We start from the raw sequence: 26775 nt of genomic DNA, 5'->3' as shown, positions 1-26775 counted from the left end.
CGCAGGCCAGTAAAATAGGCCAATGACATAAGCCAACAAGAAGATTGAGGTTAGTCTTCAAGTTAAAGATTGCCTTTGGAAGATAGAAAGTCCGGCAGCCAACCTTTAAGGGTTTCCCAAACTTCGCTCGGGCCAATGCCAAAGGCTAGCCATAGCCCAAGTAGGAAGAAGCCAACAATCAGAGTGGCTTTAAGCGTGTCTTTGAGGAAGTCGACCAGCCAGAAAAAAACGACGGCTGCGATCGCTAGCGCACCTATGGTCAATGCAATTTCCACGCGGATCTCCTCAACTATCTTGCCGGTTTTTACAAGTGTAAATTCAGTGTGCGCCGTTCCATTTACGGATCTGAACACTCTATCTAACTATTATCAAGCACTCACGGCTGTCAGCTCAGTAACAGCAGCACGAGCCCATTGGTCGACAGCTAAGATGTCTTCTAGATTAGGGGAGCTGTTGAGATCGCTTTGGTGGCGATCACACACCTGTTCAATCACTTTAGCAATCTCTAAATAATGAATCTTCTCTTCTAAAAATAGGGCCACTGCCTGCTCGTTTGCGGCGTTGAGTACTGCGCTCATGGTTCCTCCAGCACGACCTGCGGCATAAGCAAGGTCCATACAGGGATACTTTTGATGATCTGGTTTGCGGAAACTAAGCATGCTAAGTTCTGCTAGACTTAACGGCTTCCAGTCAGTGGGAATGCGTTCGGGCCAAGAGATAGCATAGAGCAGTGGCAGACGCATATCTGGCCAGCCCAGCTGAGCCAATACAGATGTATCTTGAAGATGAATCATCGAGTGAATAATGCTCTGGGGATGAATGACGATATCAATATCGTCGTAGTCCAAGTCAAAGAGATAGTGTGCCTCAATCACCTCTAGCCCTTTGTTCATTAGCGTTGCTGAATCAACGGTGATTTTCTTACCCATCGACCAGTTAGGATGCTTGATAGCGTCGGCCATTGTGACGTTAGGTAACTCTTCTACAGGCCAATCGCGAAAAGCGCCACCAGATGCCGTCAGTTCAATAGTGCGTAAGCCACCTTCAGGAACGCCTTGAAGGCACTGAAAGATAGCGGAGTGCTCGGAGTCAGCAGGTAGAAGTTTGACGCCATGCTGCTTGGCCAAGGGCAGCACAACCGGACCTCCGGCGATCAGGGTTTCTTTGTTCGCTAGGGCGATGTCTTTACCCGCTTTGATAGCTGCGATTGTAGGTAGTAGTCCAGCGCAACCAACAATACCTGTGACGACAGCCTCAGCGTCGCCATATCTAGCAACTTCGACAATGCCAGCTTCCCCTGAAACGATGATTGGCTGTGGCTCTAACGATGCAATTGCCTCTCTAAGCTCAGTCAGTTTACTTTCATCACAGATAGCCACGATTTCTGGTTGAAACTGCATCACCTGCTTAGCTAATAAGGCGACATTGCTACCGGCAGCGATGCCTACTAATCGAAACTTATCGGGATATTGCGCCAAGATATCGAGCGTTTGTGTGCCGATAGAACCAGTTGAACCGAGCAGGGTTATGGCTTTCACTGTAGGAATCCCATCTGTAATGTTTTCTTTATTTCACCATACTGCTGGTCACTTTGCTTGATTCTGCTCTATCTGGCCTACCCAAGTCCAGGCCGGATAGACGCAGCATACTGTAGGCGTTACCGTAATGGGTAGCATAACTTACGGAGCTCTAAACTCATGGATGCGTTTGCCCCGATTCCGCCTAGCTGGACAAAAGATGCCGTACACGCTCGGCCGTTCGGGTGCCCGAGCTGTGGAGCTAGCAGCACAGAAGCCCAGGCCGTTTGGATAAATCGACGAGCACCTGTGTTTGTCGATGGGCGAAAGCGGAAGTATCAAGAGTTTTATCAGTGCGAGTGCGGCTCAGTTTGGTGGGGATGGAGCTCGGATCGGCCGCCGATAGATTTAGGGAAAAGAGAAACGACGGATAGCGAGTGAATGGAAATTCTGGTACTAGGCAGTCTAAACATGGACCTTGTAGCGCGGGTAGAAAGATTACCGCAGCCAGGAGAGACGCTGACGGGTTCTAGCTTTGTCACGGTACCTGGTGGGAAAGGCGCAAACCAAGCAGTGGCAGCGGCGCGCTCAGGTGCAAATGTGGCTATGGTGGGCCGGGTGGGAGATGATGGATTTGGTGAAAGTTTGCGATCGCAGCTCCAAGCCGAAAACATTGATACGCGATCGCTCAACATCAGCTCTAGCCAGCCTTCAGGAACAGCGCTAATTACGGTTGCACCTAACAATAATCAGATTGTTGTTGTTTCTGGCGCAAACGGTGAGGTGGGCGATGTGGAATTAGATCAGCTAGTCACTCACTTGGACCGGGCAAAAGTATTGTTGCTTCAGTTTGAGATTCCGTTGGAAACTGTGCAAAAGGCAGCAGCGCTAGCCCATGAAGCTGGACTACTCGTCATTGTTGATCCAGCTCCAGCTCAAGGGAAGCTGACTAAAGACTTTTGTGAGCATATCTCTGTACTAACACCCAACCAAACTGAAGCTGAACTGCTGACAGGGATAGAAGTTTTAGATATGAAAAGCGCCACTTTAGCAGCGACAAACCTACACCAGCAAGGGGTTGAGACCGTGATCATAAAGCTAGGGAAATTGGGCTGCGTCTGTGTTTGCACAGCGGGCACTTTTGAATTTCCAGCTTTTGTAGTTGATGCAGTAGATACAGTAGCTGCTGGAGATGCGTTTAATGGTGGATTGGCAGCAGCAATCTGTTCCTCAAAAAAGACTAATTTAGGCGTCGGTGTTCCCTTTTTCCAAGATTGCGATTCCCTCAAGTCAGCGATTCGCTATGCGAATGCTGTTGCAGCGCTAGCAGTTACTCGCTCAGGTGCTCAAGGTGCAATGCCAACAACCGCTGAGGTTAATGCTTTCTTGAGCGTTAATTAATCTCTACATTGCTTTGGGTCTTATCTATTTTCTTAGGTATTGGTTGTTGGTATTTAGGCCCTAGGCATCAGGATTGCTAGATTGGTTCTCACGGAAAATTTTATCTCTGGCTAGACGATAGCTAAGGATAGTTAGAGTAACGTTTGCTCAAGGATTAGCTTGAATCCTTTACAACTATTGCCTTTGGAATAGAAGATCACACATAGGTTCTATATAAGTTTCATAGGAAAGTATTGTTCCTAGAAGGGGCTATTGAAGAGATAGAGCCGCTAAGAGGTTTTGCCAAATATCCAACGTATCTATTGTCTATGCGTGAGGTTAATTACTTTCTATGACACAGACTCAATCGTTTAAGGGAAGGCACCTGCTTTCTATAGAAGAAATTCCGCCAGCATCTTCAGATTTCCCTGCTTATTTTGTAGGTAGCACCGCCCCCAACAATGTAGAAGATGGGGTTGCGAAAGTCGATGATCCTCAAGAGCATATCAACCGGATGGCAGCCTTTTTGAGCGCTCAGGAAGCACCTGAGATCTTGGTAATTGTACATGGCTACAATACTGGGCTAGGGACCTTTGCGACTGCTAGCTCGTCAGGTACAGCGACTAAGGGGTGGTACCAGGATATTAGAGATCACATTACTAGAAACTGTGATCGCCGCTCAGATGGGTTGGTGTTGATTGGCTATCGATGGCCTTCTGAACAGATCAATGGCAGTGGATCGGACACGCTAGCTAACAAACTTGGATATGCTCTTCGCTCACTGCCCATCGTTCTAAAGGTGGTTTCGGTGATTGGTATTGTACTTTTAAGCTTGGCCATCATCAGTACGCTACGTCATCAGATCGCGCAACCTATCGCCTTAGCTGTCGAAGTTGCGATGATTGGTCTTGTTGTTCTATCAACCCTTTTAGTTGTGATAGTTCTAACGCTTTTCATACTAAGGCTAGTCGGATACTTTCGAGATTCGTATCGAGCGAGTAACTTTGGTGTGCCAGATCTAGTAGAGCTAATTCGACAGATTGACAAGGCTGTACGAGCCGAAGACCCAGCGCGAGACTGGTCTACAGGCGATCGCATTAAGCTGTCGTTTATTGGTCATAGTATGGGTGGGTTTGTGGTCACTCACTCCGTTCGTATTCTCTCTGATGTCTTTGATTACAAATCGATTGGCAGCTTAGGATCTACGAACAAATCTAAGGCGCCTTCTTCGAAGATTGGTAACGTTTTCTCGCTGGGGCGACTGATGCTAGTCTCACCTGATATACCTGCCGAAACAATTATTTCGGGCCGAGCGAACTTTTTGAGCTCATCACTACGGCGGTTTGAGGAAACCTATTTATTTAGTAATGAAGGTGATATGGCGCTTAAGCTTGCCTCTACTGCCGCTAACTACGCAAGCTTTCCGGCGAGAACTAGGGAAGGGGGCTATCGGCTAGGTAATGTTGTGGTGCGATCGCCTTATTCCAAAGCCATCAGCACACCTAGATACGGCATCATCAACTTCGACGCTCAAGCCTCCGAGGGTGAACAGCTTAGCGATGTGCAAGCGCGGGGCGATGGTGGATTTGAACCGAAGCAGGTACTTTATCAAACCGCAAAGGGAACGGTCGCCGTATCGTCTTTTTTGGAGTATCTATATACGCTCAGTCATAAACCTTTGAGCCACCGACAACGGGAAATTCTAGAACCTGAACAAAAGCCAATTGCAGAGCTATTTACTGTGTTTGACTGTACGGACTATTACGAGTTTTCAGATGAATTAAAGGGGGGGAAACCTGAGAAAGTAGGAATGCTAAGCTGTGGCTTGAAGAAGCGATCGCTTAGCTTTATCGACTATTTGTTTTTGACAGCAGCGATGGCTAGAGGCAAAATCGATACCCATGGTGGATATTTTCGTGCAGGTGATTCGAATGAAGCGCGCAGGCCTGAAGCTTTTGTTAGCAAGCAGCTAATCTATGGTTTAGCTTGTCTAGGCTTTCAGCGACTACTGCTGTCTCTGTCGGCTGAGGTTGAAGAGGGTCATTCACATCAATCTGCTGCAACAAAAGAGTTGAAAACGCTTTCACAGCTTTGCGAATCACGCAATATTCAGGTGCTGCTAGCCGCTGAGCGGTATAACCGAGATGTTTTAGGAATTGTGACAGCGGGCGATCGCATTGGCTATTAAGTGAAATTTGAGACCCCTAGGGCAGGGAAGCAAGGCGCTAGTCGAGAACTGGCAAGTTGCAAGCTATTCAGATACTGGTTTAGATACGGATCGCCAGCAATAGAGCGAATGGCAAAAGCACCATCACTCTGTCGCTGGCTCGGACTACGTTTTGCCTTTAATCAGGTCGCTGAGTTGGAACATCGAAGCGATCAAGCATCATTACCTTGTTCCAAGCTTTGGCAAAGTCTTTGACCATGCGCCCATGGCCGTCGTCTGCGCCGTAGACTTCGGCAACCTGACGAAGCTCCGCATTAGAACCGAAGATAAGGTCGCAGCGGGTAGCAGTGAACTTGGTTTCACCTGTTTTGCGATCGCAAATATCAAAAATCATCTCGCGATTGTCAACTGGCTTCCACTCATAGTCCATGCTTGTCAAGACGCGGAAGAAGTCGTTAGTCAAGACACCGGGCCGATCTGTGAAGATCCCGTGCTTTGAATGGTCCCAATTCTGGTCAAGCGCGCGCAGTCCTCCCACAAGTACCGTCCACTCAGGGGCGCTCAACGTCAGCAGCTGAGCGCGATCAAGAAAGATCCGTTCCGCTTTCACCTTATAACCGACAGCCTCGTCATGGTAGTTACGGAAACCATCCGAGACTGGCTTTAGCCACTCAAAGCTTTCGATATCTGATGTCAGCTCTTGAGTCGTATCCATCCGACCTGGCGTAAAGGGAACATCGATCTCGATGCCAGCCTCTCTAGCCGCCTGCTCAACCGCAGCACAACCGCCAAGGACAATCAAATCTGCTATTGAGACTTTCTTATTGCCTGACTGAGCACTGTTAAATTCTGATTGAATTTTCTCAAGAGTCGACAGCACTTGACTCAGCTCTTCTGGACGATTCATCTTCCAGTCCTTCTGCGGATCTAAGCGAACGCGAGCACCGTTTGCACCACCACGCTTGTCAGAATCGCGGTAGTTCGATGCCGACGACCAAGCAGCTGATACAAGCGCTGAGACCGAAAGACCACTTGTCAGAATTTTGTCTTTCAGCCCACTGATGTCAGCTTTATCCACAACTTCGTGGTCCAGTGCAGGAATCGGATCTTGCCAAGGAAGATCTTCCTCTGCAACTTCCGGGCCAAGATAGCGCGTCTTCGGTCCCAAATCTCGATGCGTCAGCTTGTACCAAGCGCGTGAGAACGCATCGCTGAAGTGATCGAAGTCATTGAGATAGCGCTGACAAATCTCGTTGTAGGCTGGATCGACTCTGAGTGCAATATCAGAGGTCATCATCATCAGATTGTGCTCAACGCCCGGCTTGTGAGCATCTGGCGTCTTCGGCGCATCAGAATTGCTTGGCTTCCACTGCACCGCACCCGATGGGCTCTCTGTCTTCTCCCACTCATACTTGAAGAGATTCGTTAGGTAGCTGTTGTCCCACTGGGTCGGATTGGGCGTCCACGATCCCTCGATGCCGTTTGTCATTGTATATTCAGCAAAGCCAGTACCCTCAGGGTTTTGCCATCCTAGACCCATTGCCTGAATTGGCGCGCCTTCTGGAGCGGGGCCAATTTTGTCTGACGAGACCATACCGTGACTCTTGCCAAAAGCGTGTCCGCCTGCGATTAGAGCGACAGTCTCTTCGTCGTTCATGGCCATGCGTGCAAAGGTCTCACGGATATCGCGAGCAGATGCAGCAGGATCGCCTTCGCCGTTCGGCCCCTCGGGGTTAACGTAAATTAGCGCCTGATGAGAAGCTGCTAGTGGATTCTCGAGGTCATAGTATTCGTTGTCGGGCTCACCGACCCACCGGATATCACGGGTGACCATTTCATCTGGATGACCTGCATGTTTCTTGCCGTTTTCTCCAAACGATTGACCGTTCCAGAACTCTGGGCCCCAGTAGGTAGCTCGGTCCGCTTCCCAAGCGTCGATACGCCCGCCGCCAAAGCCAAAAGTCTTGAAGCCCATGATTTCTAGCGCACAGTTGCCAACTAGCACCATCAGATCGGCCCAGCTTAGCGAAGCGCCGTACTTCTGCTTGATTGGCCAGAGTAGCCGTCGCGATTTATCGGTATTGCCGTTGTCCCACCATGAGTTGATCGGCGCGAAGCGCTGCATGCCCTGAGCCGCGCCGCCACGACCGTCGGCGATGCGGTAGGTACCAGCAGAGTGCCACGTCATCCGAATCATCTGAGGCCCATAGTTGCCGTAGTCGGCTGGCCACCAGTCCTGCGAGTCTGTTAGCAGCGCTTTAATATCACTTTTTAGCTGCTCGAAGTCGATCTTCTCGAACGCTTCTCTGTAGTCGACATCCCGTAGTGGGTTCGCTTTTGGCGATTCTTGATGTAGCAGCTCGACCTGAAGCCGGTTTGGCCACCAGTCATCGGTTTGTGGCTTGGAGCCAAGCGCACCGCCGACGCGGGTTCCACGGAAGGGGCATTGGGCAGCGGAAGTGGCGGGAGTGTTGTTCATTTATTCCGGTTCTTGCTAGTGGAGTAGTTGATTGATTGCGCTGGTAAATTATACTGAGCACTGCCGTTCACAGTGGTTTGAACGGCAAATATCTTCATCGCTAGAGACTTTGCAAACGCTAAAGTTCAAAAAGGTTAAAAGAGGAAGCAACCTAATCTCCCACAGCACATTATAGTTGTTGATCTCGAAAGTTCCTTTTGCAGCAACTACCAGTCGCTTCTTTAGAATCCAAGCGTAGTAAGCGATTTAGCGCTTTGCTCGAATGTGTTATGAAGTCTTTCTGATCGTACAAATTGTTGAAGAAATCAAAATAACTCTTTGTATTAGCAGAAAAAACTAATAAACAGCGTCCTGAAGCCGCAAGGGGGCATTGCTTGCGCTGCTCCTACGGTAACTGGCGCTGTCGTATGGATTTAGCATGCTCAACCTAGCGCACTCTGATGTTCGAATATTCTATTTACTTGATTGCCATAGCCTCTTTCTCGATCTTTTCTTCTTCTTCTTTTGGAATTACCCGGCCCTCATCTTCAAATCCTCTAATTTCATTGAAGTTAAGGTAGCGATACACTTCATCTTCAAACGGATCAATCTTGCTAGCAACCACTTCTAGATACTCTTTCATATCTGGAATACGACCTAACAAAGCGCAGGCGGCAGCGAGTTCGGCAGAGCCTAAGTAAACCTGAGCGCCTTTGCCCATTCTGTTGTTGAAGTTGCGAGTAGAGGTAGAAAAGACAGTAACGCCATCTTCTACGCGCGCTTGGTTGCCCATGCACAGAGAACATCCAGGCATCTCCGTACGAGCACCAGAAGCTGCAAAGGTGCCATAGTAGCCTTCTTTGCGAAGCTGTTGTTCATCCATACGAGTGGGCGGACAAATCCAGAGGCGACCTTTGACGGTGCCTTCGTTTTCTAGCACTTTAGCGGCAGCGCGGTAGTGACCAATATTGGTCATACAAGAGCCAATGAAGACTTCGTCGATTTTATCTCCCACAACATCGGAGAGCGTCTTGACGTTATCAGGATCGTTAGGCGCTGCAACAATAGGTTCTTTCAGCTCGTTGAGATCAATTTCAATGACTTCAGCATAGTCTGCGTCCGCGTCTGCGCTCATTAGGGTTGGATTTTCTAGCCATTTCTCCATTTCAGCAATGCGACGAGCAAGCGTTCTTTCGTCGTGATAGCCGCGGGCGATCATGTTTTTCATCAAAGAGATGTTCGAGCGTAGATATTCAGCGGTAGTTTCTTCGCTGAGCTTGATCGTACAGCCTGCACAAGAGCGTTCGGCTGAGGCGTCAGTCAGCTCGAAGGCTTGTTCCAGCTTAAGATCAGGCAGTCCTTCCATTTCTAGAATGCGGCCTGAAAATACATTCTTTTTGTTCTCTTTTTCTACGGTTAGAAGCCCCTTTTGGATGGCAACTAGAGGAATTGCGTTGACAACATCGCGCAAGGTGATACCAGGCTGTAGTTCTCCTTTGAATCGCACTAAAACAGATTCAGGCATGTCCAGGGGCATTGCCCCAATTGCAGCGGCAAAGGCGACTAGCCCTGAACCTGCAGGGAAGGAGATGCCAAGCGGAAAGCGAGTGTGTGAGTCTCCGCCTGTGCCGACAGTGTCAGGCAACAGCATTCTGTTGAGCCAGGAGTGGATGATGCCATCACCAGGTTCTAGCGCCACGCCGCCGCGAGAGGCGAAGAAGTCAGGTAGGGTCGCATGGGTTTGAACATCTATAGGTTTGGGATAGGCGGCGGTATGGCAAAAGGTTTGGAGTACGAGACCGGCACTGAAGCCTAAACAGGCTAACTCTTTCATCTCATCGCGAGTCATTGGGCCAGTGGTGTCTTGTGAGCCGACGGTAGTCATTAAGGGCTCACAGGAGGTGCCAGGGCGAACGCCAGGAAGACCACAGGCTTTGCCGACCATCTTTTGAGCGAGGGTGAAACCTCTGCCAGTGTCTACTGGGGCAGAAGGGCGTACGAACACATCTGAGGGCTCTAATCCTAGCGCGATTCGAGTTTTGTCAGTAAGAGAACGACCAATGATGAGTGGGATGCGACCGCCTGCGCGGACTTCGTCGAGGATGGTTTCGGGCGTAAGGGTGAAGGTAGAGATCACCTCGCCTGCGTTGGTTGCTTCCCCGGCAGTGATCTCGCCCTTATAGGGATGGATAGTGATCACGTCGCCCGTGTTCATTTTGGACACGTCGCATTCGATTGGCATGGCGCCTGAGTCTTCAGCCGTGTTGAAGAAGATAGGCGCGATCTTGCTACCGAGAATAAAACCGCCCGTTCGCTTATTGGGAACAAAGGGAATATCTGCGCCGATATGCCAGATAACGGAGTTCATAGCGGATTTACGTGAAGAGCCGGTACCGACGACATCGCCAACGTAGGCGATCGCATGTCCTTTTTCTTTCAACTTAGCCAACGTACCTAGCGGATCATCCATCTTGGATTCCAGCATTACCTGAGCATGCAAAGGAATATCAGGTCTAGTCGTCGCGTGTGGCGCTGGGGAAAGATCGTCGGTATTGGTTTCGCCAGGGACTTTGAACACAGTCAAGGTGATTGACTGGGCGACTTCGGGTTTGCTGGTAAACCACTCGGCATTGGCCCAAGACTCTACAACCTGTTTAGCGTAGTCGTTCGTTGCAGAGAGTTCGAGGATATCGTTGAAAGCATCATATATCAGCAGTGTTTTCTTCAGCGCGTCTGCTGCAAGCTGAGCAATCTCTTCGCGGTCGTCCTTGAGTAGCTCAATCAAAGAAGCGACATTATAGCCGCCGAGCATAGTCCCTAGAAGCTCGACAGCCTTTTTGGGAGAGAGCAGTGGGCTATTGGTTTCGCCTTTGGCAATAGCAGTCAAGAAAGAGGCTTTGACATAGGAGGAAGGATCGACGCCAGGAGAGATGCGATCGCACAGCAGCGTCATCAGAAAATTTTCTTCACCCGCAGGCGGCGCTTTGAGTAAGTCGCAAAGCGCCGAGGTCTGATCGGCATCCAGCGGCAGCGGTGGCACGTTTAGCTCAGCGCGTTTTTCAACATGGTTGCGATAAGACTCAAGCATTAGGGCACTCTCTTTCTTTCTATTCTAGTGGAGGGATATCCAAAGCTATTATTATGGCTCGATTTGCCTATTGTCGAGTCATCGATTGGTGAAATACTGCCGGAGACTTGAGAAATAAGGGTTGCATCTGTGCGTACCATTTAGCTCAGTCGCTAAATTCAATAGCTAAATGGTCCTTAGCCTTCCCTATCACGCAGATAGGCTTTGATGCTACGTAGCTATTCCTCGTTAGCGCATCTTCTAACTGCGCTGCGTCAATTCTATTGATGATTGGGTGTAGTCAGCTCTACCATCACGGCATCTTGATAGTTTTTAAACTGCGGTAGTTCTCTTGTTTTTTGCTGGCGTGATCGCCCTAGTTCTACTTCGATCTCTTTTTTCACCGTGCCAGGCCTAGCCGTCATCACATAGATTCGCTGCGACAAAAAGACTGCTTCTCTGACATCATGGGTAATCATTAAGATGCTAGTCCCAGTTTTCTCCCATAGATCCAGTAGGAACTGTTGCATATTCTCTTTGGTTTGCACATCAAGCGCACCAAATGGCTCATCCATTAGCAAAATTTTGGGTTGGCTAGTCAGAGCCCTGGCGATCGCAACTCTTTGTTTCATTCCCCCGGATAGCTGCTTTGGCAGCGCTGCGGCAAACTGAGTGAGTCTTACCATCTCAAGATAATACGAAGCCTGCTCCCGTCGAGTCTTCTTATCAATACCCTGCAGCTTTAGCCCAAATTCTACATTCTTTTGTACGCTCATCCACGGATAGAGCGTGTAGTCTTGAAACACCATACCTCTATCCGCACCCGGCCCCACTACAGAATCGGCATCTACCTCAATGGTGCCTGAAGTAGGCCGCTCCAACCCGGCAATCAGTCTTAGCAGCGTAGATTTTCCAGAACCAGAAGCACCGACGACACAGACAAACTCGCCTTGCTCTACATGCAAGTTGAGATTCTCTAGCACCTGAATCGTTCCTTTACTTGTCTCAAACTGCTTATGTAGCTTGGAAACTTCGAGATGCATTAGTCGACCGCCCATTTGCAAGTTGCCTTTAGCAACAGCTTTAGAGAAAGGTCAATTAAGAAACCAATTACGCCTAACACAATGAGATAGGCGAAGATCTCGTCGGTACGAAAGAATTTTTGGGCGATCGCAATCCGCTTTCCTAGTCCCTCATTCGCGGCGATTAGCTCTGCGACTACCACCAAGTTCCAAGCCGCTGCCATATTGATTCGAAACGCATCTAGAATGTTTGGCACCACGTAGGGTGTGATCACCTGTAAAAGCGTTTGGGCGCGCGAGCCGCCGAGCGTATAGGTTGCCTCTAGCAGGTGCTTTGGAACAAACTTCACCGCGTCCATAATCATCAGCGTATTAAAGAAGATCACCCCAATAAAAATCAGAGCAATCTTCGGCGCTTCATCTAAACCCAGATAGATAATGAGCAGTGGGATAAAAGCAGGCGCAGGCATGTAGCGAACGATGCCAATCAGTGGCTCAAGCAGCGATCGCACTGCCGCAAACGCTCCCATGCCAATTCCTAAAGGTACCGAGATGATGGCGGATAGCAAGAATCCAATACCAACTCGCCTGACACTTGCCGTCACATCATCAATGAATAGCCCTTTTTCCCATAGTCTGCCAAACGCAGCAATCACCTCAACTGGAGAAGGCAAAAATTTGGGATTAACTAGACCGCTATTGGCTAGTAGCCACCAAAGAAAAATCGGAACCACAACAGAAGCCGTCCGCAGCCCCCAATTTAGACCAGACGGAATCGGCTCACCTAGTCGCCAAAACAGCTTAGGCTGCATGCTTTTACGCTTAGCTAGCAGCGTGATGGGCGAATAAGCAGAGCCAGATTCTACACTCATCTATTGAGCTTCCGCATAGGCGGTAACAAACTGATCGTCTAAAATCGCTTCTAGATCAGGTGCTTCTGGAATAAACCCAACCCCTACCATGAACTCCGCCATTTCCTCAGCAGCAGCAGACAAATGCTTGATATCATCACCGTCGCTAAAGGCTTCCAAGTTGTCTTCTATCGTAAACATCCGAGTGCCTTCTTTGAATAGCTGTAGCTCTTCTACCGTGACATCGGCTCTAGCCGCCATAATCTCGTCAGCGCGCTCGGGGTTCTCTTCCATAAACGCCAGCGTATCAAACCAGGTATTGACGATCGCCTGTACATCTTCAGGCCGTTCATCAATGATGGTTTGGCTCATCACGAGTAGGTCGGGAATGGCCCCTGGGAAATCATTAGATGACAATAGCTCTTTACTGCCTTCGCGCTCTAAAGCGGTTAGCCAAAAAGGCGGAAAAGCGCCCACAGCATCTACTTGCCCAGCGGCAAATGCCGCCGCTGCTGCCCCGGTTTCTAGCGGCACAATCTCAACATCCTCTCGAGAAAATCCTTCTTCTTCTAAAGCAAGCGTTAGCAGAAAGTCATCCACGACGCCTTCTTCTACCGCAACCTGCTTGCCGACCAAATCAGCAACCGAGTTGATCTCCTCAGTCACAATGATTTTGTCATTGCCTGCAGAGTTGTCATTGACTAGAACCGCCACCTCTCCATTGACGGCCTCGGCTGCGAATGAAATCGTGTCATTGAGCGTTTGACAGTTGCCATCTAGCTGACCGGCCGCAAACGCCTCCATTGATTCAACATAGCCATCAAACCAGCGCATCTCAACGTTGACGTTATTGGCCGCAAATAAACCTTCTTCTTGCGCGATCGCCCAGGGCCACCAGCCAGCCCAGTTGCTGTATCCAATCACGATCGCCTCACCAGCAGGTTCGCTAGCCGCTTCACTTCCTGGCTCACTCTCGCCGCTATCCGCGGATGGGCCTCCGCAGCCAATTGTGAAAAATAGAGTGCAGAAGAAGGCTAAGCACAGCGAGATAAGCTGACGTCTTTTCATATAAAAACGTAAGGCAAGAAATTGAAAGTACAGCGATGTATGGTGCCGAAAAACGCAACCACGCATGGTAGCGAATGCTACCAGTTACTTACTGACTATCAAACTGCTAAGTACCAAGGTATGTTCCGTAGCGCTTGGGTAGAAGGCGTTAGCCTATCGTGCGGCTACGCTTTTAGAAGTATGATTCTGATTGACAATGCACTGTTTGATCCAGTCACACCATACATCCAACCCTTCTCCTGTCTTAGCTGAAACCGGGATAATGACTACCTTAGAATTTAGCTGACGTACATTTTTGACGATTTTTTGGATGTCAACATCTAGATAGGGGGCTAGATCTGTCTTCGCAATCAATAGACAGTCCGCCTCTCGGAACATAATGGGATACTTAAGCGGCTTGTCTTCACCCTCTGTGATGCTTAGCAGCGCAACTTTGGCATGCTCTCCTACTTCAAACTCGGCAGGGCACACCAGGTTACCTACGTTCTCAACAAACATTAGGTCAAATTTTTCAGGCTGCTGTTCATGAGAAAACTGATGCAGCCCACCGGCAACCATCTTGGAGTCTAGGTGGCAAGCCCGGCCTGTATTGATGGCGATCACCGGCACGTTGTGCTGGCGCAGCCGATCGGCATCTAGCTGAGTGGTCATATCTCCTTCTATCACCGCCATTCGCAGTTCAGCCTGTAGCAGCTTCAATGTCTGTTCTAGTAGCTGAGTTTTGCCTGATCCTGGAGAACTCATCAAGTTGAGGCAGGTGATGCCCCATGCGTTTAGGCGATCGCGATTTTGGTCGGCCCCGTGCTGATTGGCATGAAGCAAATTTAGCTCTAAAGCGGCGTCAAATGTCTGATGCATACGGTTACTTTTCTCTAAACGGCTCTAAACGGAAAACTCTACCCGACCAATCTTTAGTTCTCGCCCAGAACGAATATCATCCATCGGCGATTGGCAAGATGGACAAGCATATTGCAATCCTATCTGCGGCCTGTACTCGTGCTGACACCGATGACAAAATGCGATCAAGGGAGTTTCGTCAATCACCAGTTCCACACCGTCCAAAAACGTCCCTTGCGTTTGCGCCTCAAACGCAAACTTCAGACTAACCGGCTCTACACAAGTGAACTCACCTACTGTTAGATGCACTCGTTCAACAGCTGGATGCCCAGGTTGCTCAGCTAGCCAACCTTTAACAGTAAAGATGAGCGCTTTGGTCATATCGGTTTCATGCATGATCTACTCAAACCGCCATGAGTTTGCTGCTTTCTTGACTGCTCATTCCCAGCTACTGCCAAGGCTCATATCAGCCTCTTCATGAATGTAGTCTGGTTTGCCAGCTCTAGGTAGTTGGCCCGAAAGCACCAAGTGCGCCATCGTATCACAGATGACTCTAGTTGCCATCAGCGACGTGATATCGCTGATATCATAAGGGGGCGATACTTCAACAACTTCTAAGCCGCAAACGGGCGCTTTCGAGACAATTTTGCCTAGCATATAAAGCGCTTCGCGAGGCAGTAAACCACCCGGCTCAGGCCAGCCTGTTCCAGGTACAAAACCCGCATCAATACAGTCAATATCAAAGCTGATATAGACGCAATCGGTGCCATCCATTGCCCGTTCTAGCGCGAAGTCTACGGCTGCGTCTAGCCCCATTTCTGTGATGTCAGTGACGGTCAAGATGTTAGTTGCTCGCTCCCTACATACTTTGACCCCTGGGCGCGGAACTTGCCAACCGCCGATGCCTAGCTGTACCAGATTTTTAGCAGGCGCATTCGCCATATTGGTGGCATGGAACCAAGGGCAGGTATGCATTCGCTCATCTAGATCGGTCTCTTGAGTATCGACATGGCGATCAAAGTGGATAATGCCTACTTTCTTATCGCCTAGGTGACGGCAGACACCGCGAACAGTGGGAAAGCCGATGGAATGATCTCCGCCTAGAATAATTGGAAACGCACCAGAGCTGAAGATGTGGGCAATTCCCTTAGAGATCTGGTCGAAGGACTTTTCGTTGTTCGCTGGAATAGTGAAAATGTCGCCTACATCGCACAGTGTGATCTGTTCTCGTAAATCGACACCTAGCTCAAAGTTGTAGGGGGTATACAGCGCCGAGATACGACGGATGCCCTGCGGCCCAAAGCGCGTACCGGGACGGTAGGTGGTACCAGAATCGTGGGGTACGCCGACGATAGCGACATCATAGTTTCCAACCTGACGGACATCTTCTACGTAGGGTGCTTTGAGAAAAGTAGTGATACCAGCATAGTGAGGCAGCTCACCCCTAGAAAAGGTGGGAATGGAGCGATCGCGAATACTTTCAGCTGCTTCTAAACCAAACGTCAGACCCTGATCGACTTCTTGCTGCCAGCCAGTCAAAGGTAGCCTGGCCTCTTTTTCTAGGGCATAGTCAGCCTCGCTACGTGAAGATCCATCGGGATTTTGAGACGTAGGGGAATCGGTCATAGGAGGGTCACCTGGAGGGATTGTGTCTAAACGCTAGAGTCTAAATGCTAGAGATATAGGCAATTATGAAGCAGCTAATCCTAAAAAAGAGATAAAAGAACACTCTATGCACACTACTATAATTTTCGCTACTTAGCTCTACACATTTTCTAGGGCTGAAACCCTTGATGCATGAAGAGCTAAGTGGTCTAGCAATGACCGTAGGCTTTGCCTTCTCGCAGAGTATGCATCCGACCATTGCTATAAAAAAGGACTAGGACCACAATCGCTGCAATAAGTCTCAACGTATCGCTTTGGTAGCCACTCTATTCGCTGCGGACCCACTCACAATTCTCTACACTAAAAGAGAATTCACCTACGCCTTTATTGATGCTGTTAGAAACCACACAAAGAAACAAACTCGATCCCTCGGATGATTCCCTGTTTTACGCACAGCCTAGATTTGTCACCCACGTCGATGAAGGATTTATTGCTCAGTTGACAAAGCTGTATCGCGATCGCATCCCTGCAAATAGCCGTGTTTTCGATATGATGAGCAGCTGGGTTTCCCATCTCCCAGGCGATATCGACTACGACTATGTTGAAGGACATGGGCTGAATGCCGAAGAACTTGCTCGCAACAAACAGCTCGATCACTATTTTGTGCAAAACCTGAACGAGAACCAAACTCTCCCTTTAGAAGATTGTTCTTTTGACGCGGTGATCAACACCGTTTCTGTTCAATATATTCAGTATCCTGAACAGGTGTTTGCAGAAGTCTATCGCGTCCTAAAGCCTGGTGGAATCGCAATTTTTAGTTTCTCTAATCGAATGTTTTATCAGAAGGCGATCGCACTTTGGCGAGACGGTAGCGAAGCGAGCCGGGTTGAACTGGTGAAGCGCTACTTTGAGTCTGTTCCTGGTTTTGGCAATATCGAAACTGTGATCAACAAATCAGAAGCGCCCGCTATTCTACAAATGATGGGTCTTGGCGGTGGCGATCCTTTTTACGCGGTAATTGCTGAGAAGATGATGCCTTTAGCTAAGTGATTAAAGCTGTAGAACCAAAGATAAATTATCTAGATCACCTCAGGATTCTAGTCCTAGGTCAGGATTGCTATCACCGAAGCATAGATGAAGTCACGTTAGAATCAATGACTCCATCTGTTCTTGCAGCTTCGCTGTGAGCGATGTGATCGCCTGTCGTCTTTTTGCCTTATAGCTAGCAAACAGAGGCCCCACCATAATTGGTTCGCCAACGGTGGCGATCGCTCTCTGCGGTCCTAGCGGCAGCCCTGACACGACCGGCTGACTGTTTTGATTACGCTTGATTTTCTCCACCATATCTCTTAGCAGCAAAGCGGTCTCCGCAAACCGATCAGCGCTCGGATGCTCTTTGACATAGTGACCCGTGACAGCGACAAAGCTTTCAACTAGGCGCATATGCCACATTCGCAGATCGGCCTCTTCTGCGACTCGATTGGCAAGTCCTAGCTCCACCGGGGAGAGTGTTTCTGTTTCGCCTCGAAAGATGCGGTCCCACCCAGCTTGTTCTACCTTACGACAGCGGTCAATGGTTGAGCCTTTCGGGCGTAAACCAAAGTAGTGCTCTGCTACTTTGAGGGCTTCATCGATCAGCGATCGCAGCCGAGTCGCCAGCAAATCGTTAGCATCCATCGATTCTGTAAACTCATCCCCCCTCTTGAACGTTACTCTATAGAACTCCTGATAATAGTCTTCCATCAGCGTCAGCAAATGCTCTGCTAGTCGGTAGAGCCGTCCGTATAGATCTAGCCCGCTCGTAGGCTCTAGTCCGCTTTCTGCCTCTAGCCGACTCATCATTGACTCTACTGCTTGCCAAGGCTCTTCTATATAGCGGTATTGAATGCCCAATGGCAAAATTACTACGCTAGTATCTCGCGCTTGCTCAATGAGATCTTCTTGACACCAGAACGCTAGCTGGGCAACTCCTGGCTCTAGCGGGCTGACAATTTCGTTGTGACCATTATTGCCGCCCTCTGGGGCTGCTGCTAGGGGGAACTGACCGTTCACGAACAGATCTCGTGCTGTTTTCAGCGCTTGCAGATCCAACTTACCTCTTTGAATGGGCACTCCTCCTAGCCTAGAAAACAGCCAGCCTAGGTAGCCACCGGCCCACAGCGGAATTCCGCGATCGTAGATAAAATGAGCGTGCGTTGTTCCTACGGGCACACCCATTTGTTTGGCTGTCTGTGGCAAATCCCGCCAGAGTAAATGGCTAAGCACATAAGGATCAGTTGGATTCGGATGGCGAAAAGCCAACAATAACCGAGTTTTTCCTGACTCAAACTCGTGATAGAGCTTGGCTAAAGTTTCTACATTATGTGATTCTACTTCAGCTAAGTTTGTCTGCCAGGTAGTCCATATAGGCATTAACGGTCCTATCACGCGTCGCAGCAGTGGACTGTACTTAGGCGGAATGAAATCGAGAGCAGGCCGAGCACGGCGGATTGCGGAAGCCATTGAGACAGGCCAAGAAGGGACAAGAAATCAAACAAGCGAAAAGGACAAATCAAACAAGCAAAGACGATCAAGACTTTATATCAGGCTTCGAGTGCTGATTGCCATCTCCAGACACTTCGAGAACAATCACGGCGATGCTAGCCAACCTATCTCTACGCTAATTGCTCGGTGTCATTCTCTAACACATTGATTCTAGATAAATGACAACCTGATTGAATTTACAGCCGATCACCTCCATAGACCTTTTGGCTGTAGCGCAAGAAAATAGTGTTTTTTAGCTATGCGCGCTGATATTGCATACCTGGTAGCTGAATCACCATTCCCGATAGCTCTAGCTGGAATAGTGCACTAAGCACGATGCCCGTCTCCATCTGAGTCTGCTGAACAATATAGTCAACTATCGTCGGCTCGATGGCTACTGCCTCCAGCACATTGGCCAGGACAGGCGTTAGCTCTGAAATAGCTTTCTTTAAGTCGGTTGAATTGATCTCAAGCGCCTCCGACGTTTCTAAATTTCCTACAGCCTTGGTGTCTATATCTCTTTTAGAACTGACTTTTTCAGAGGTTGTTTTTTTAAGAAGATCTGATTGACTAGAAACAGTGCGATTAGGAACTGCGGATGAGTCTACCGCCGGTAGTTTTTCCAATGTGTCCATCAAAACCTGCTCACCTAGAATGATCTGCGCTCCTTCAGCGATTAGGCGAAGACATCCCTCCCCCTGCTCGTTGCCCAGCGCGCTTGGCAGCGCATACACCTCCCGACCATAGTCATTTGCCAATCGTGCTGTGATCAAGGCTCCTGATCTTGCTGGAGCCTCCGTTACCAAAATCGCTCGGCTTAGTCCGGCAATGATCCGATTTCGCTGCGGAAAATGCGTTCTGTCCGGTCCGGTCCCATCTGGATATTCGCTGACTACTAGGCCATTTTCGACCACCTGCTGATAGAGGCTTTGGTTCCGAGCCGGATAGACGATATCCACACCCGTTCCTACCACTGCCACCGTCAGTCCTTGCTGATACAGACAGCCTGTATGTGCTTCGGTATCAATCCCGGCTGCTAACCCAGAAATGATCACCGCCCCTTGTTGCGATAGCCGCTGACTCAGCCTTTGCGTCCAGCGCTTGCCATAGGTAGAAGGTCGGCGCGTTCCCACTATCCCTACTGTTAATCTATTCAGATCGCTCAGTCGCAGGCTGCCACGATAGTAGAGAACCGGCGGCGGATCGTTGATTGCAAATAGTAGCGCTGGATAATCCGCATCTACAGGCGTCCAAAAAGCTTTGTTCTTCTTTTCGTGCTCAACAAGTAGCTGTTCAGGATTTAGCTTGGATCGCACGCTCACAATTCGCTCAGCGCTCAACAGTCCAATCCCATCGACCTTTAGCAGCTCACTGGCGGTTGCCTGCCAAGCGAGTTCTAGAGTGCCAAAGTGCTCCCATAGCCGCTTGATCGTCACCGGTCCTACATGCTTAACTTGCGACCATGCTAGCCAATATGCTCTTTCTGACGCCACAACCGTTCTCCTAGTCGCATTATGTCCTAGGGTGCCCGTCCTATAGATGCTATAAGATCAACTCTAGACTTGTTTTATTGGAGCGACCGCGTGGCCGAACTCAAAGCACTGATCTTCGATGTCGATGGCACACTAGCTGAGACAGAACGTGACGGCCACCGGCCCGCGTTTAATCAAGCTTTTGTCGACGCGGGGCTCGATTGGCACTGGTCAACAGAGCGCTATGGAGAGCTGCTAGAAGTCTCGGGGGGTAAGGAGCGAATTCGCGCTTTTATCGAGTCCAAACCCGATTTCGTCTTGCCAGAAGGATTTGCTGATTTGACTGAATTCGTCCGGTCTTTGCACGCCACCAAGACAAAGTACTACACGCAGTATGCAATAGAGGGACGGATTCCTTTGCGACCAGGTGTAGAACGATTGCTGAGTGAGGCTAGAGAAAAGGGCGTGAGATTGGCGATCGCAACAACAACAACACCCGCTAATGTTCAAGCTTTGCTTGCCAGTACGCTTGGCACAGAAAGCTTAGACTGGTTTGAAGTCATTGCCGCCGGTGATATGGTTCCTCACAAAAAGCCTGCTCCTGATGTTTTTGAATACGCCATATCGCATCTGAACCTACCAGCCGAAAACTGCCTTGCTTTTGAAGATACTAACAATGGTCTGCTCTCTGCTACTCAAACAGGCCTTAAAACCATCGTCACTGTCAATGACTACACGCACACTCAAGACTTCTCAAAAGCGGCGCTAGTCATCAGTGATCTCGGTGAACCTGATGAGCCCTTTAAAGTTGTCTTTGGAGAAGTCGGTGATGCTCAGTATCTTGACATTGCTTTAGCTCGAAAGATTTGCGAAGCATAAAGTCAGCCCCGACTACTGCCGCCTTTATGCAATGCCCGCTGTGTAGAGCGACCATGCCTTCCAAAAGGTGTAGATAGAAAGCACAATCAAGAGCGCCCTAAATAGCTGGGTCACGGTGCGATCGCTCAGTCGCGGCAGGAATCTAGTGCTAATTTGCACACCGACTAGACCACCGAGCCCCAGAAGTAACCCCTCAATTAAACGAATATTGCCTTGGATAGCGTGGCCAATACAGACAAAAATAGAGGTGATGACGATGACGCCAAGGCTAGTTCGAACCGCTGTTTTAATACCTTCACCTAGCAGCAAAATCTGCAGCGGCACTAAGATCACGCCGCCGCCTACGCCAAATAGCCCTGCCATAAATCCTGAAATTGTTCCAGTGATCGTCCGAGCTATCCCCGGGGTGATCGCTGGAGCTGCCACCGCTTTAGATTCCCGAGACTGTGCCTTTTGAATGACTCTTTTTTTGAGCGATACCAAGTACAGGTTGCTTAGCATCAACAAGCCAAACCCAAATAGCTGCCAGTATTGAGGCACACCATCTACTAGTAAGGCAGCAAAGAAGCCTGCGATCGCAGCTGGTATGCCCAGCAGTAAAATCTGCTTAGGGTCCAAGTAGCCCATCCGCCAATTTTGAGCACTGCCGGTAGTAGAAGTCACCAGAATCGCTAAGCTGCTAGTCGCGGTTGCTGCATGGCTTTCAAACCCAAGCTGTAGTAAAACGGGCACCAACAACGTACCGCCACCGATACCTAAGAAACCCGCTAAAATGCCCGAAAACAGACCCGCTATAGATAAAAGGACAACTGAGCTAATGGTCACACGTCTACCTAAAATGGTCAATAAAAGCCTAGACGATATCCGCCGGTTTTAATAGCTAGCTGTTGATCGTAGCTGACAGTTGGACTATGTCTTCCTCATCCATTACTTAAGGCTCATAGCTCAGCCTATGATCGGTGATAGATCGATGTATTCTTCAATGGTGACAGCTAAGCTAGTAAGCAAACTATCACGCTGTTCTCGGTAATTAGCAATTCCTGTGGGCATAGAGCCTAACCCACGCTGCTGTCGTAACCGATTTAGCCACGCCCGTCGCCAAGGCCCGTTATCAAAGATGCCGTGTAGATAGGTGCCCCATACTGACTGTTCACCATCGACAATACCCAAGCTGCGATCATCAAATATTGGCATGAATGTATTCTCGCTATCTTCTTCGGTTGCCATCACGAGCTGAGTTTTTCCCTGATGAATTTCATAGCCGATGACCGGTAACCCTTCTTGCGGATATTTAGAGGTCACTGTCCGCTGTCGAGCGACCTTTTGATTGGTGATGACGGTCCGCAGTGGCAACAGCCCCAATCCGTTAAACCGGCCTTCTTGACCTTCTAAGCCTTCAGGGTCAGCTAGCATCTGTCCCATGATCTGAAATCCGCCACAAATGCCCATAACCGTACCGCCCGCCGCGGCATAGTTTTTCAGGGCTTCTGCCATCCCAGTTTGCTGTAGGATCAACAGGTCGGCAATTGTTGTTTTTGTCCCCGGCAAGACCACGGCATCTGGATAGCCTAATGGATCGCGTGGCGACAAATATTTAACGGTCACCGAAGGCTCAGCTTCTAGCGCATCAAAATCGGTGAAGTTGGAGATGCGCGGCAGTCGAATCACAGCTACCGTAATTTCAGATTGAGCTTTGTTAATCGTTCGCTCTAGTAAAGAAAGCGAATCTTCTGCGGGGAAGGCCTCGTCAATCCATGGGATAACTCCAATCACCGGGATTCCTGTCCGCTTTTCTAGCCAATCGATTCCTGGCTGTAAGATAGAGCGTTGGCCCCGAAACTTATTGATTACGATGCCCTTTATTAAGGCTCGTTCGTCTGGTTCTAACAGCTCTAAGGTACCGACAATATGGGCGAAGACGCCGCCGCGCTCGATATCTGCAATGAGAATAGTCGGTGCCTTTAGATAAGAAGCCACTCGCATGTTTGTTAGATCGCGGTGCTTCAAGTTAATCTCAGCAGGACTGCCAGCACCTTCACAAACTAACAGGTCAAACTCTTGACCTAACCGAGCAATGCTTTCTTGAATGGCCTGCCAGCCAGCACTAAAGAATTCTTCGTAATATCTTTGAGCCGTTGTTGTGCCAATCACTCGCCCTTTGAGAACAACCTGTGAAGTCTGATTCCCCTGTGGCTTTAACAGAATGGGATTCATCTCCGCTTGGGGTGAGACGCCCGCTGCCCATGCCTGTACTGCTTGGGCATAGCCAATTTCAGCTCCGGTAGTGCTGACATACGAGTTTAGCGCCATGTTCTGGCCTTTAAACGGAGAAACTCGCCAGCCCTTACGACTTAAGATGCGACAAAGGGCAGTCACTAACATGGATTTACCTGCATGGGAGGTCGTACCCACTACCATTATTGACTTCACCACTTAATGCCCCTCGTTTATTTCTACATCCCTCACATTACCCAAACTTGGTCATCGTGAGCCGGAAAAAAGGAACAATCTGATGCTTGTTCTAATACTTAGGGTAATAGTTACGTATATTTACGCATCACTAGATACGTCAATAGATACTTCGAAGCTACTCACACTGGCCAGGGTCACATGCAGTGAATACGTTCACTAAATCAACGTTTAGCATCAAACTAGCCAGTCCGGTAGCCTCAGCCATCGAATAACAGCATTTTGGAGGGAGTCAGCGATAGAAGCCCTTTTCTCTATGCAGCCGTTGTTCTGCCAATCTTCCACAAGCTGACGGCCCAAAGGAGTCAGTCGAAAGCTATCTGTTAGACCTTGGCCATCGACCTCTCGGCGCAAGATGCCAACTGAGGCAAGCCACATAAGTTCTCTTTCGGTTGAGACATCGGTAAGTGGCTTCTGCGTATAGCCTTTGATAGCACCACTGTCCTCTGCAATAGTAGGTACGCTGACACTGTGGTCGCGCATCGCCGCCAGTAGCTTTAGATAAAAGGGAGAGCACCGTACGGCCCTTTCGGCACGCCGCATCACCGCAGCAGAATACTGCATCGTTGTACTTTTAGCTTGAGTGCCTTCCATCTAATGATTGATTAAATAAGGAGCTGTCTAATAAAGGAGCTATGTAGTACAAAAGCCGCTCCTGGCTGCAAGAACCACTAGAGAGGCACTGACTAGGAACGGCTTAGATTATAGAGCTGGGGTGCTAGGATTCGAACCTAGGAATGGCGAGACCAAAACCCGCTGCCTTACCACTTGGCGACACCCCATCGCTTTCGCTTGAGTATTGTAGCATCGGCTGCACGGTTTGCTGCAAGGGGATCGAGATATTTCTAAGGCTCGTAAAAGATGCAGCCCACCACAGATTTTCTGCTAAGTTTCGGCGATTGGAGATGCCTTTGCGGCGAGCGATCGCCCCTTCCAAGTCCATCCCCAACCTGTCTCTGTTTTGATCATCGAAACGAGGGCAATCACGCTGATAATCCCTCCTCCTAACCAGCTTAAATACAGATATCTTGGTGGCTCATCAATGGTTCGAGCCGATGCCAGGCGCATAAACACCTGAAGCGCCACTGCCAAAACCGAAAGCCCCAGTGCGATGCTAGCAGCGGGCGCACCTAGAGCAAGTCCCAGTAGACTGGTTGCAATGCCAAGCCAGGGCACCACAAAAAGAAGAGCGATCACAACAGATGAAGCCACTGTCAAAAATGGATTGCGTCCCCCAGCGATATAGAAATTTTTTGTCCATCCTTCCCATAGAGCTGCGAACGAACGATACATCCGAACGCTCACAGCATCAGTCCCTAGGACGTAGCGTAGTTTAAACCCACTTGCTTTGATTACCTTCGCGAGTTCAAAATCTTCTACTGCAATGCTGGCAACGGCTGCGTGTCCACCAATCTCTTTGTATGCGGCTGTCCGAAACAGCATAAATGGTCCTGCTGCTGCTGCCTTATCAAGCTGCTGCGGGTCGTTTACACCTTCAAAGCTGAACCCGACTGCAATCAGTAGCGCCATTAGGGGCTGAACCAGCCACTCTGAAAAGCATCCGTAGATAAGCTTAGGAGCACAGCTAAGGAGATCGCTATTGTAGGTTTGAGCGTTAGTTAAGGCGCAGGCGATCGCATTCTCACCTAACCGGACATCCGCATCAATAAACAAGACATATTCGCTATCTTCCACTTCCTTAGCTGCCTGCACGCAGGCCCAGTTTTTACCGCGCCAGGGCTGATCAGTAGGGCGCGGCAGCACCGTGAGCACCTTCACTCGACCGTCGTTTTCAGCAATCTTGTCTGCGACCAGTTGGGTGCCATCGTTCGACTCATCATCTGCCACAATCAGCTTCATCTGTGAACCATCCGGTAGCGCATTTGCCAGTACTGATTCCATGCACTCTGCGATGTTGTCTACCTCGTTATAAGCCGGGATAATGACACTCACACTTGGTAGCTTGGTCGGAAAGCCCTCTAGCGGATCAAGTCGAGGCGCACTGCGAATAGAGTTTTGAAAGCGCCGATGAAAGTCTAAGTTTGCAACGCAGCTCGCGAACAGTAGACTCCATAGTCCCAACCAGGGATCAACCCACCCTTCGATACCCCACCGTCCTAACGCTTCTATCAATGCTTTGAACAATGCTTTGAAACTCCCGCTGATTTTGCCACGCATCTGCACTTGGCTATTCCCGCTTACTCTAAACTGAAGAGCATGTTCCTTAAGCACCTCTATTTGCAGAACTTTCGCAACTACAGCAGCCAATCTGTAGCTTTTGGCGCACCCAAGACGATTCTGCTAGGAGATAACGCCCAGGGAAAATCTAACCTGCTAGAAGCAGTGGAGTTGCTAGCAACCTTGAAATCCCATCGAACGAGTCGTGATCGCGACTTGGTTGGAGAAGGCAAAAAGACCGCCCATATCAAAGCCCAGCTTCAAAAAGAGCTTGGCCCTAGTGAACTCAATCTAGTTCTACGTAACGGCGGGCGCAGAGCCACTATCCTCAATGGTGAAACGCTCAAGCGTCAGCAAGATTTCCTAGGCTCTCTCAACGCAGTTCAATTTTCTAGTCTAGACATCGATTTGGTGCGCGGTGGACCCGGCGAGCGACGCAGCTGGATAGACACGCTACTGACTCAGCTAGAGCCTGTCTATGCCTATATTTTGCAGCAATACAATCAGGTTCTAAAACAGCGTAACGCTTTTATCAAACAGCACACTGATGAAGAGAATAGTCAGCCTTTCGACTCTACGCAAATGGCGCTGTGGGATGCGCAGCTGGTGGCAGCTGGGACTAGAGTGATCAGGCGTCGATCGCGCGGGCTACAGCGTTTGATTCCATTGGCTCAGGCCTGGCACCGAGCGATTAGCGGTGATGCAGAGCAATTGATGATTACCTATCAGCCCAATATTTCTACGACTGTCTCTACAACAGGTCTATCGACAGAAGCAGGCTTATCGACAGAAGAGACGCTGTTGTTGAAAGACCCTAAAAAGGATTCAGTAGAAGACGCGCAGCTTGACGATCCTGATCATATTCAACAGGTTTTCTTTGAAAAGATAAAATCGCGAGCGATCGCCGAATATCATCAGCGCACCTCACTCGCTGGTCCCCATCGAGACGATATTGACTTTTCGATTAATCACACGCCCGCTCGCCAGTACGGGTCGCAAGGTCAGCAAAGAACTTTGGTTCTCGCCTTAAAGCTAGCAGAACTAGAGCTGATTGAAGCGGTGATTGGTGAACCACCGCTGCTATTGCTAGATGATGTATTAGCTGAACTAGATCTCAAGCGTCAAAATCAGCTGCTAGAAACGATTGAAGATCGATTTCAAACCCTGATTACAACGACTCATCTTGGTGCCTTTGATGCCAAATGGCTTGAGCAGTCACAGATTCTGACGGTTCATCAGGGTGCACTGCTAGAAACTGGCTACTAGAAATTAGCTAGAGACC

Annotated in this window: 22 protein-coding genes and 1 tRNA gene; 6 read left to right on the top strand and 17 right to left on the bottom strand. The window is 49.3% G+C overall.

Annotated elements, in window-relative coordinates; genetic code table 11:
* Positions 1-62 precede the first annotated feature (62 nt).
* Positions 63-275, bottom strand: a complete 213-nt coding sequence (locus tag S7335_RS00170; RefSeq protein WP_006453856.1) for a hypothetical protein — start codon at positions 273-275, stop codon at positions 63-65.
* A gap of 93 nt (positions 276-368) precedes the next feature.
* Positions 369-1538 (bottom strand): 1-deoxy-D-xylulose-5-phosphate reductoisomerase, encoded by a 1170-nt coding sequence (gene dxr, locus S7335_RS00165; protein WP_006456097.1) that lies wholly within the window; start codon positions 1536-1538, stop codon positions 369-371.
* A 159-nt stretch (positions 1539-1697) separates the two neighbouring features.
* Between dxr and S7335_RS00160 the strand changes: the two genes are divergently transcribed.
* The 3 genes from S7335_RS00160 to S7335_RS00150 all read left to right on the top strand — a co-directional run bounded on the left by S7335_RS00160 (position 1698) and on the right by S7335_RS00150 (position 5085).
* The gene (locus S7335_RS00160) at positions 1698-1958 is read left to right on the top strand and encodes a hypothetical protein (RefSeq protein ID WP_038015298.1); all 261 of its coding nucleotides are present in this window, start codon (positions 1698-1700) and stop codon (positions 1956-1958) included.
* Complete coding sequence (gene rbsK, locus S7335_RS00155) at positions 1959-2918, top strand: ribokinase (protein WP_006455409.1); 960 nt, start codon at positions 1959-1961, stop codon at positions 2916-2918.
* Positions 2919-3249: 331 nt separating this feature from the next.
* The gene (locus S7335_RS00150) at positions 3250-5085 is read left to right on the top strand and encodes an alpha/beta hydrolase (RefSeq protein WP_006457237.1); all 1836 of its coding nucleotides are present in this window, start codon (positions 3250-3252) and stop codon (positions 5083-5085) included.
* Between the two features lie 157 nt (positions 5086-5242).
* On the opposite strand, the gene katG is transcribed toward S7335_RS00150, so the two are convergent.
* The 8 genes from katG to S7335_RS00110 form a co-directional block, all read right to left on the bottom strand.
* Positions 5243-7543 (bottom strand): catalase/peroxidase HPI, encoded by a 2301-nt coding sequence (gene katG, locus S7335_RS00145; protein WP_006456041.1) that lies wholly within the window; start codon positions 7541-7543, stop codon positions 5243-5245.
* 457 nt (positions 7544-8000) lie between these two features.
* Positions 8001-10610 carry a bifunctional aconitate hydratase 2/2-methylisocitrate dehydratase gene (gene acnB / locus S7335_RS00140; RefSeq protein ID WP_006457444.1) on the bottom strand — a complete coding sequence of 870 codons (2610 nt, stop codon included), beginning with the start codon at positions 10608-10610 and terminating at the stop codon, positions 8001-8003.
* Between the two features lie 260 nt (positions 10611-10870).
* On the bottom strand, positions 10871-11632 hold the full coding sequence (locus S7335_RS00135) for an ABC transporter ATP-binding protein (RefSeq protein WP_038016583.1): 762 nt from the start codon (positions 11630-11632) through the stop codon (positions 10871-10873).
* A complete protein-coding gene (locus tag S7335_RS00130) occupies positions 11632-12483 on the bottom strand; it encodes an ABC transporter permease (protein WP_050765749.1) in 852 nt (283 codons plus the stop codon). Before S7335_RS00130 ends, S7335_RS00135 begins: the two co-directional genes overlap by 1 nt.
* Positions 12484-13530: an ABC transporter substrate-binding protein gene (locus S7335_RS00125; protein WP_006455845.1), complete on the bottom strand. Its 1047-nt coding sequence runs from the start codon at positions 13528-13530 to the stop codon at positions 12484-12486. It lies immediately after the preceding gene.
* A 153-nt stretch (positions 13531-13683) separates the two neighbouring features.
* On the bottom strand, positions 13684-14388 hold the full coding sequence (gene hypB, locus S7335_RS00120; protein ID WP_006457283.1) for a hydrogenase nickel incorporation protein HypB: 705 nt from the start codon (positions 14386-14388) through the stop codon (positions 13684-13686).
* Between the two features lie 24 nt (positions 14389-14412).
* The gene (hypA, locus tag S7335_RS00115; protein WP_006456027.1) at positions 14413-14763 is read right to left on the bottom strand and encodes a hydrogenase maturation nickel metallochaperone HypA; all 351 of its coding nucleotides are present in this window, start codon (positions 14761-14763) and stop codon (positions 14413-14415) included.
* A gap of 42 nt (positions 14764-14805) precedes the next feature.
* A complete protein-coding gene (locus tag S7335_RS00110; RefSeq protein WP_006454649.1) occupies positions 14806-15993 on the bottom strand; it encodes an agmatinase family protein in 1188 nt (395 codons plus the stop codon).
* A 369-nt stretch (positions 15994-16362) separates the two neighbouring features.
* Between S7335_RS00110 and S7335_RS00105 the strand changes: the two genes are divergently transcribed.
* A complete protein-coding gene (locus tag S7335_RS00105; RefSeq protein WP_006457077.1) occupies positions 16363-17022 on the top strand; it encodes a class I SAM-dependent methyltransferase in 660 nt (219 codons plus the stop codon).
* 90 nt (positions 17023-17112) lie between these two features.
* Here the strand turns inward: S7335_RS00105 and S7335_RS00100 are convergent, their stop codons facing one another.
* Positions 17113-18474, bottom strand: coding sequence for a 1-acyl-sn-glycerol-3-phosphate acyltransferase (locus S7335_RS00100; protein ID WP_038015292.1), 1362 nt, complete (start codon positions 18472-18474; stop codon positions 17113-17115).
* A 278-nt stretch (positions 18475-18752) separates the two neighbouring features.
* Complete coding sequence (gene dprA / locus S7335_RS00095; protein WP_006454936.1) at positions 18753-19988, bottom strand: DNA-processing protein DprA; 1236 nt, start codon at positions 19986-19988, stop codon at positions 18753-18755.
* Between the two features lie 90 nt (positions 19989-20078).
* On the opposite strand from dprA, the gene S7335_RS00090 reads away from it, so the two are divergent.
* On the top strand, positions 20079-20846 hold the full coding sequence (locus S7335_RS00090; RefSeq protein WP_006456711.1) for an HAD-IA family hydrolase: 768 nt from the start codon (positions 20079-20081) through the stop codon (positions 20844-20846).
* Between the two features lie 24 nt (positions 20847-20870).
* Here the strand turns inward: S7335_RS00090 and S7335_RS00085 are convergent, their stop codons facing one another.
* From S7335_RS00085 to S7335_RS00065, 5 genes are all read right to left on the bottom strand, one after another.
* A complete protein-coding gene (locus S7335_RS00085) occupies positions 20871-21671 on the bottom strand; it encodes a sulfite exporter TauE/SafE family protein (protein WP_006454438.1) in 801 nt (266 codons plus the stop codon).
* 120 nt (positions 21672-21791) lie between these two features.
* Positions 21792-23276, bottom strand: coding sequence for a cobyric acid synthase CobQ (gene cobQ, locus S7335_RS00080; RefSeq protein WP_038016577.1), 1485 nt, complete (start codon positions 23274-23276; stop codon positions 21792-21794).
* Positions 23277-23492: 216 nt separating this feature from the next.
* Positions 23493-23879 (bottom strand): Npun_F0494 family protein, encoded by a 387-nt coding sequence (locus S7335_RS00075; RefSeq protein WP_157620035.1) that lies wholly within the window; start codon positions 23877-23879, stop codon positions 23493-23495.
* A 146-nt stretch (positions 23880-24025) separates the two neighbouring features.
* Positions 24026-24097: transfer RNA gene (locus tag S7335_RS00070), tRNA-Gln, on the bottom strand.
* A 103-nt stretch (positions 24098-24200) separates the two neighbouring features.
* Positions 24201-25493 (bottom strand): glycosyltransferase family 2 protein, encoded by a 1293-nt coding sequence (locus tag S7335_RS00065; RefSeq protein WP_157620033.1) that lies wholly within the window; start codon positions 25491-25493, stop codon positions 24201-24203.
* 39 nt (positions 25494-25532) lie between these two features.
* Between S7335_RS00065 and S7335_RS00060 the strand changes: the two genes are divergently transcribed.
* Positions 25533-26759, top strand: a complete 1227-nt coding sequence (locus S7335_RS00060; RefSeq protein ID WP_038015289.1) for a DNA replication/repair protein RecF — start codon at positions 25533-25535, stop codon at positions 26757-26759.
* The last annotated feature ends 16 nt before the right edge of the window (positions 26760-26775 follow it).

The sequence above is a fragment of the Synechococcus sp. PCC 7335 genome, assembly GCF_000155595.1.
Lineage (GTDB): Bacteria > Cyanobacteriota > Cyanobacteriia > Phormidesmidales > Phormidesmidaceae > Phormidesmis.
The sequence above is the reverse complement of the archived record's forward strand: the minus strand, read 5'-3'. Positions and strand labels throughout refer to the sequence as shown.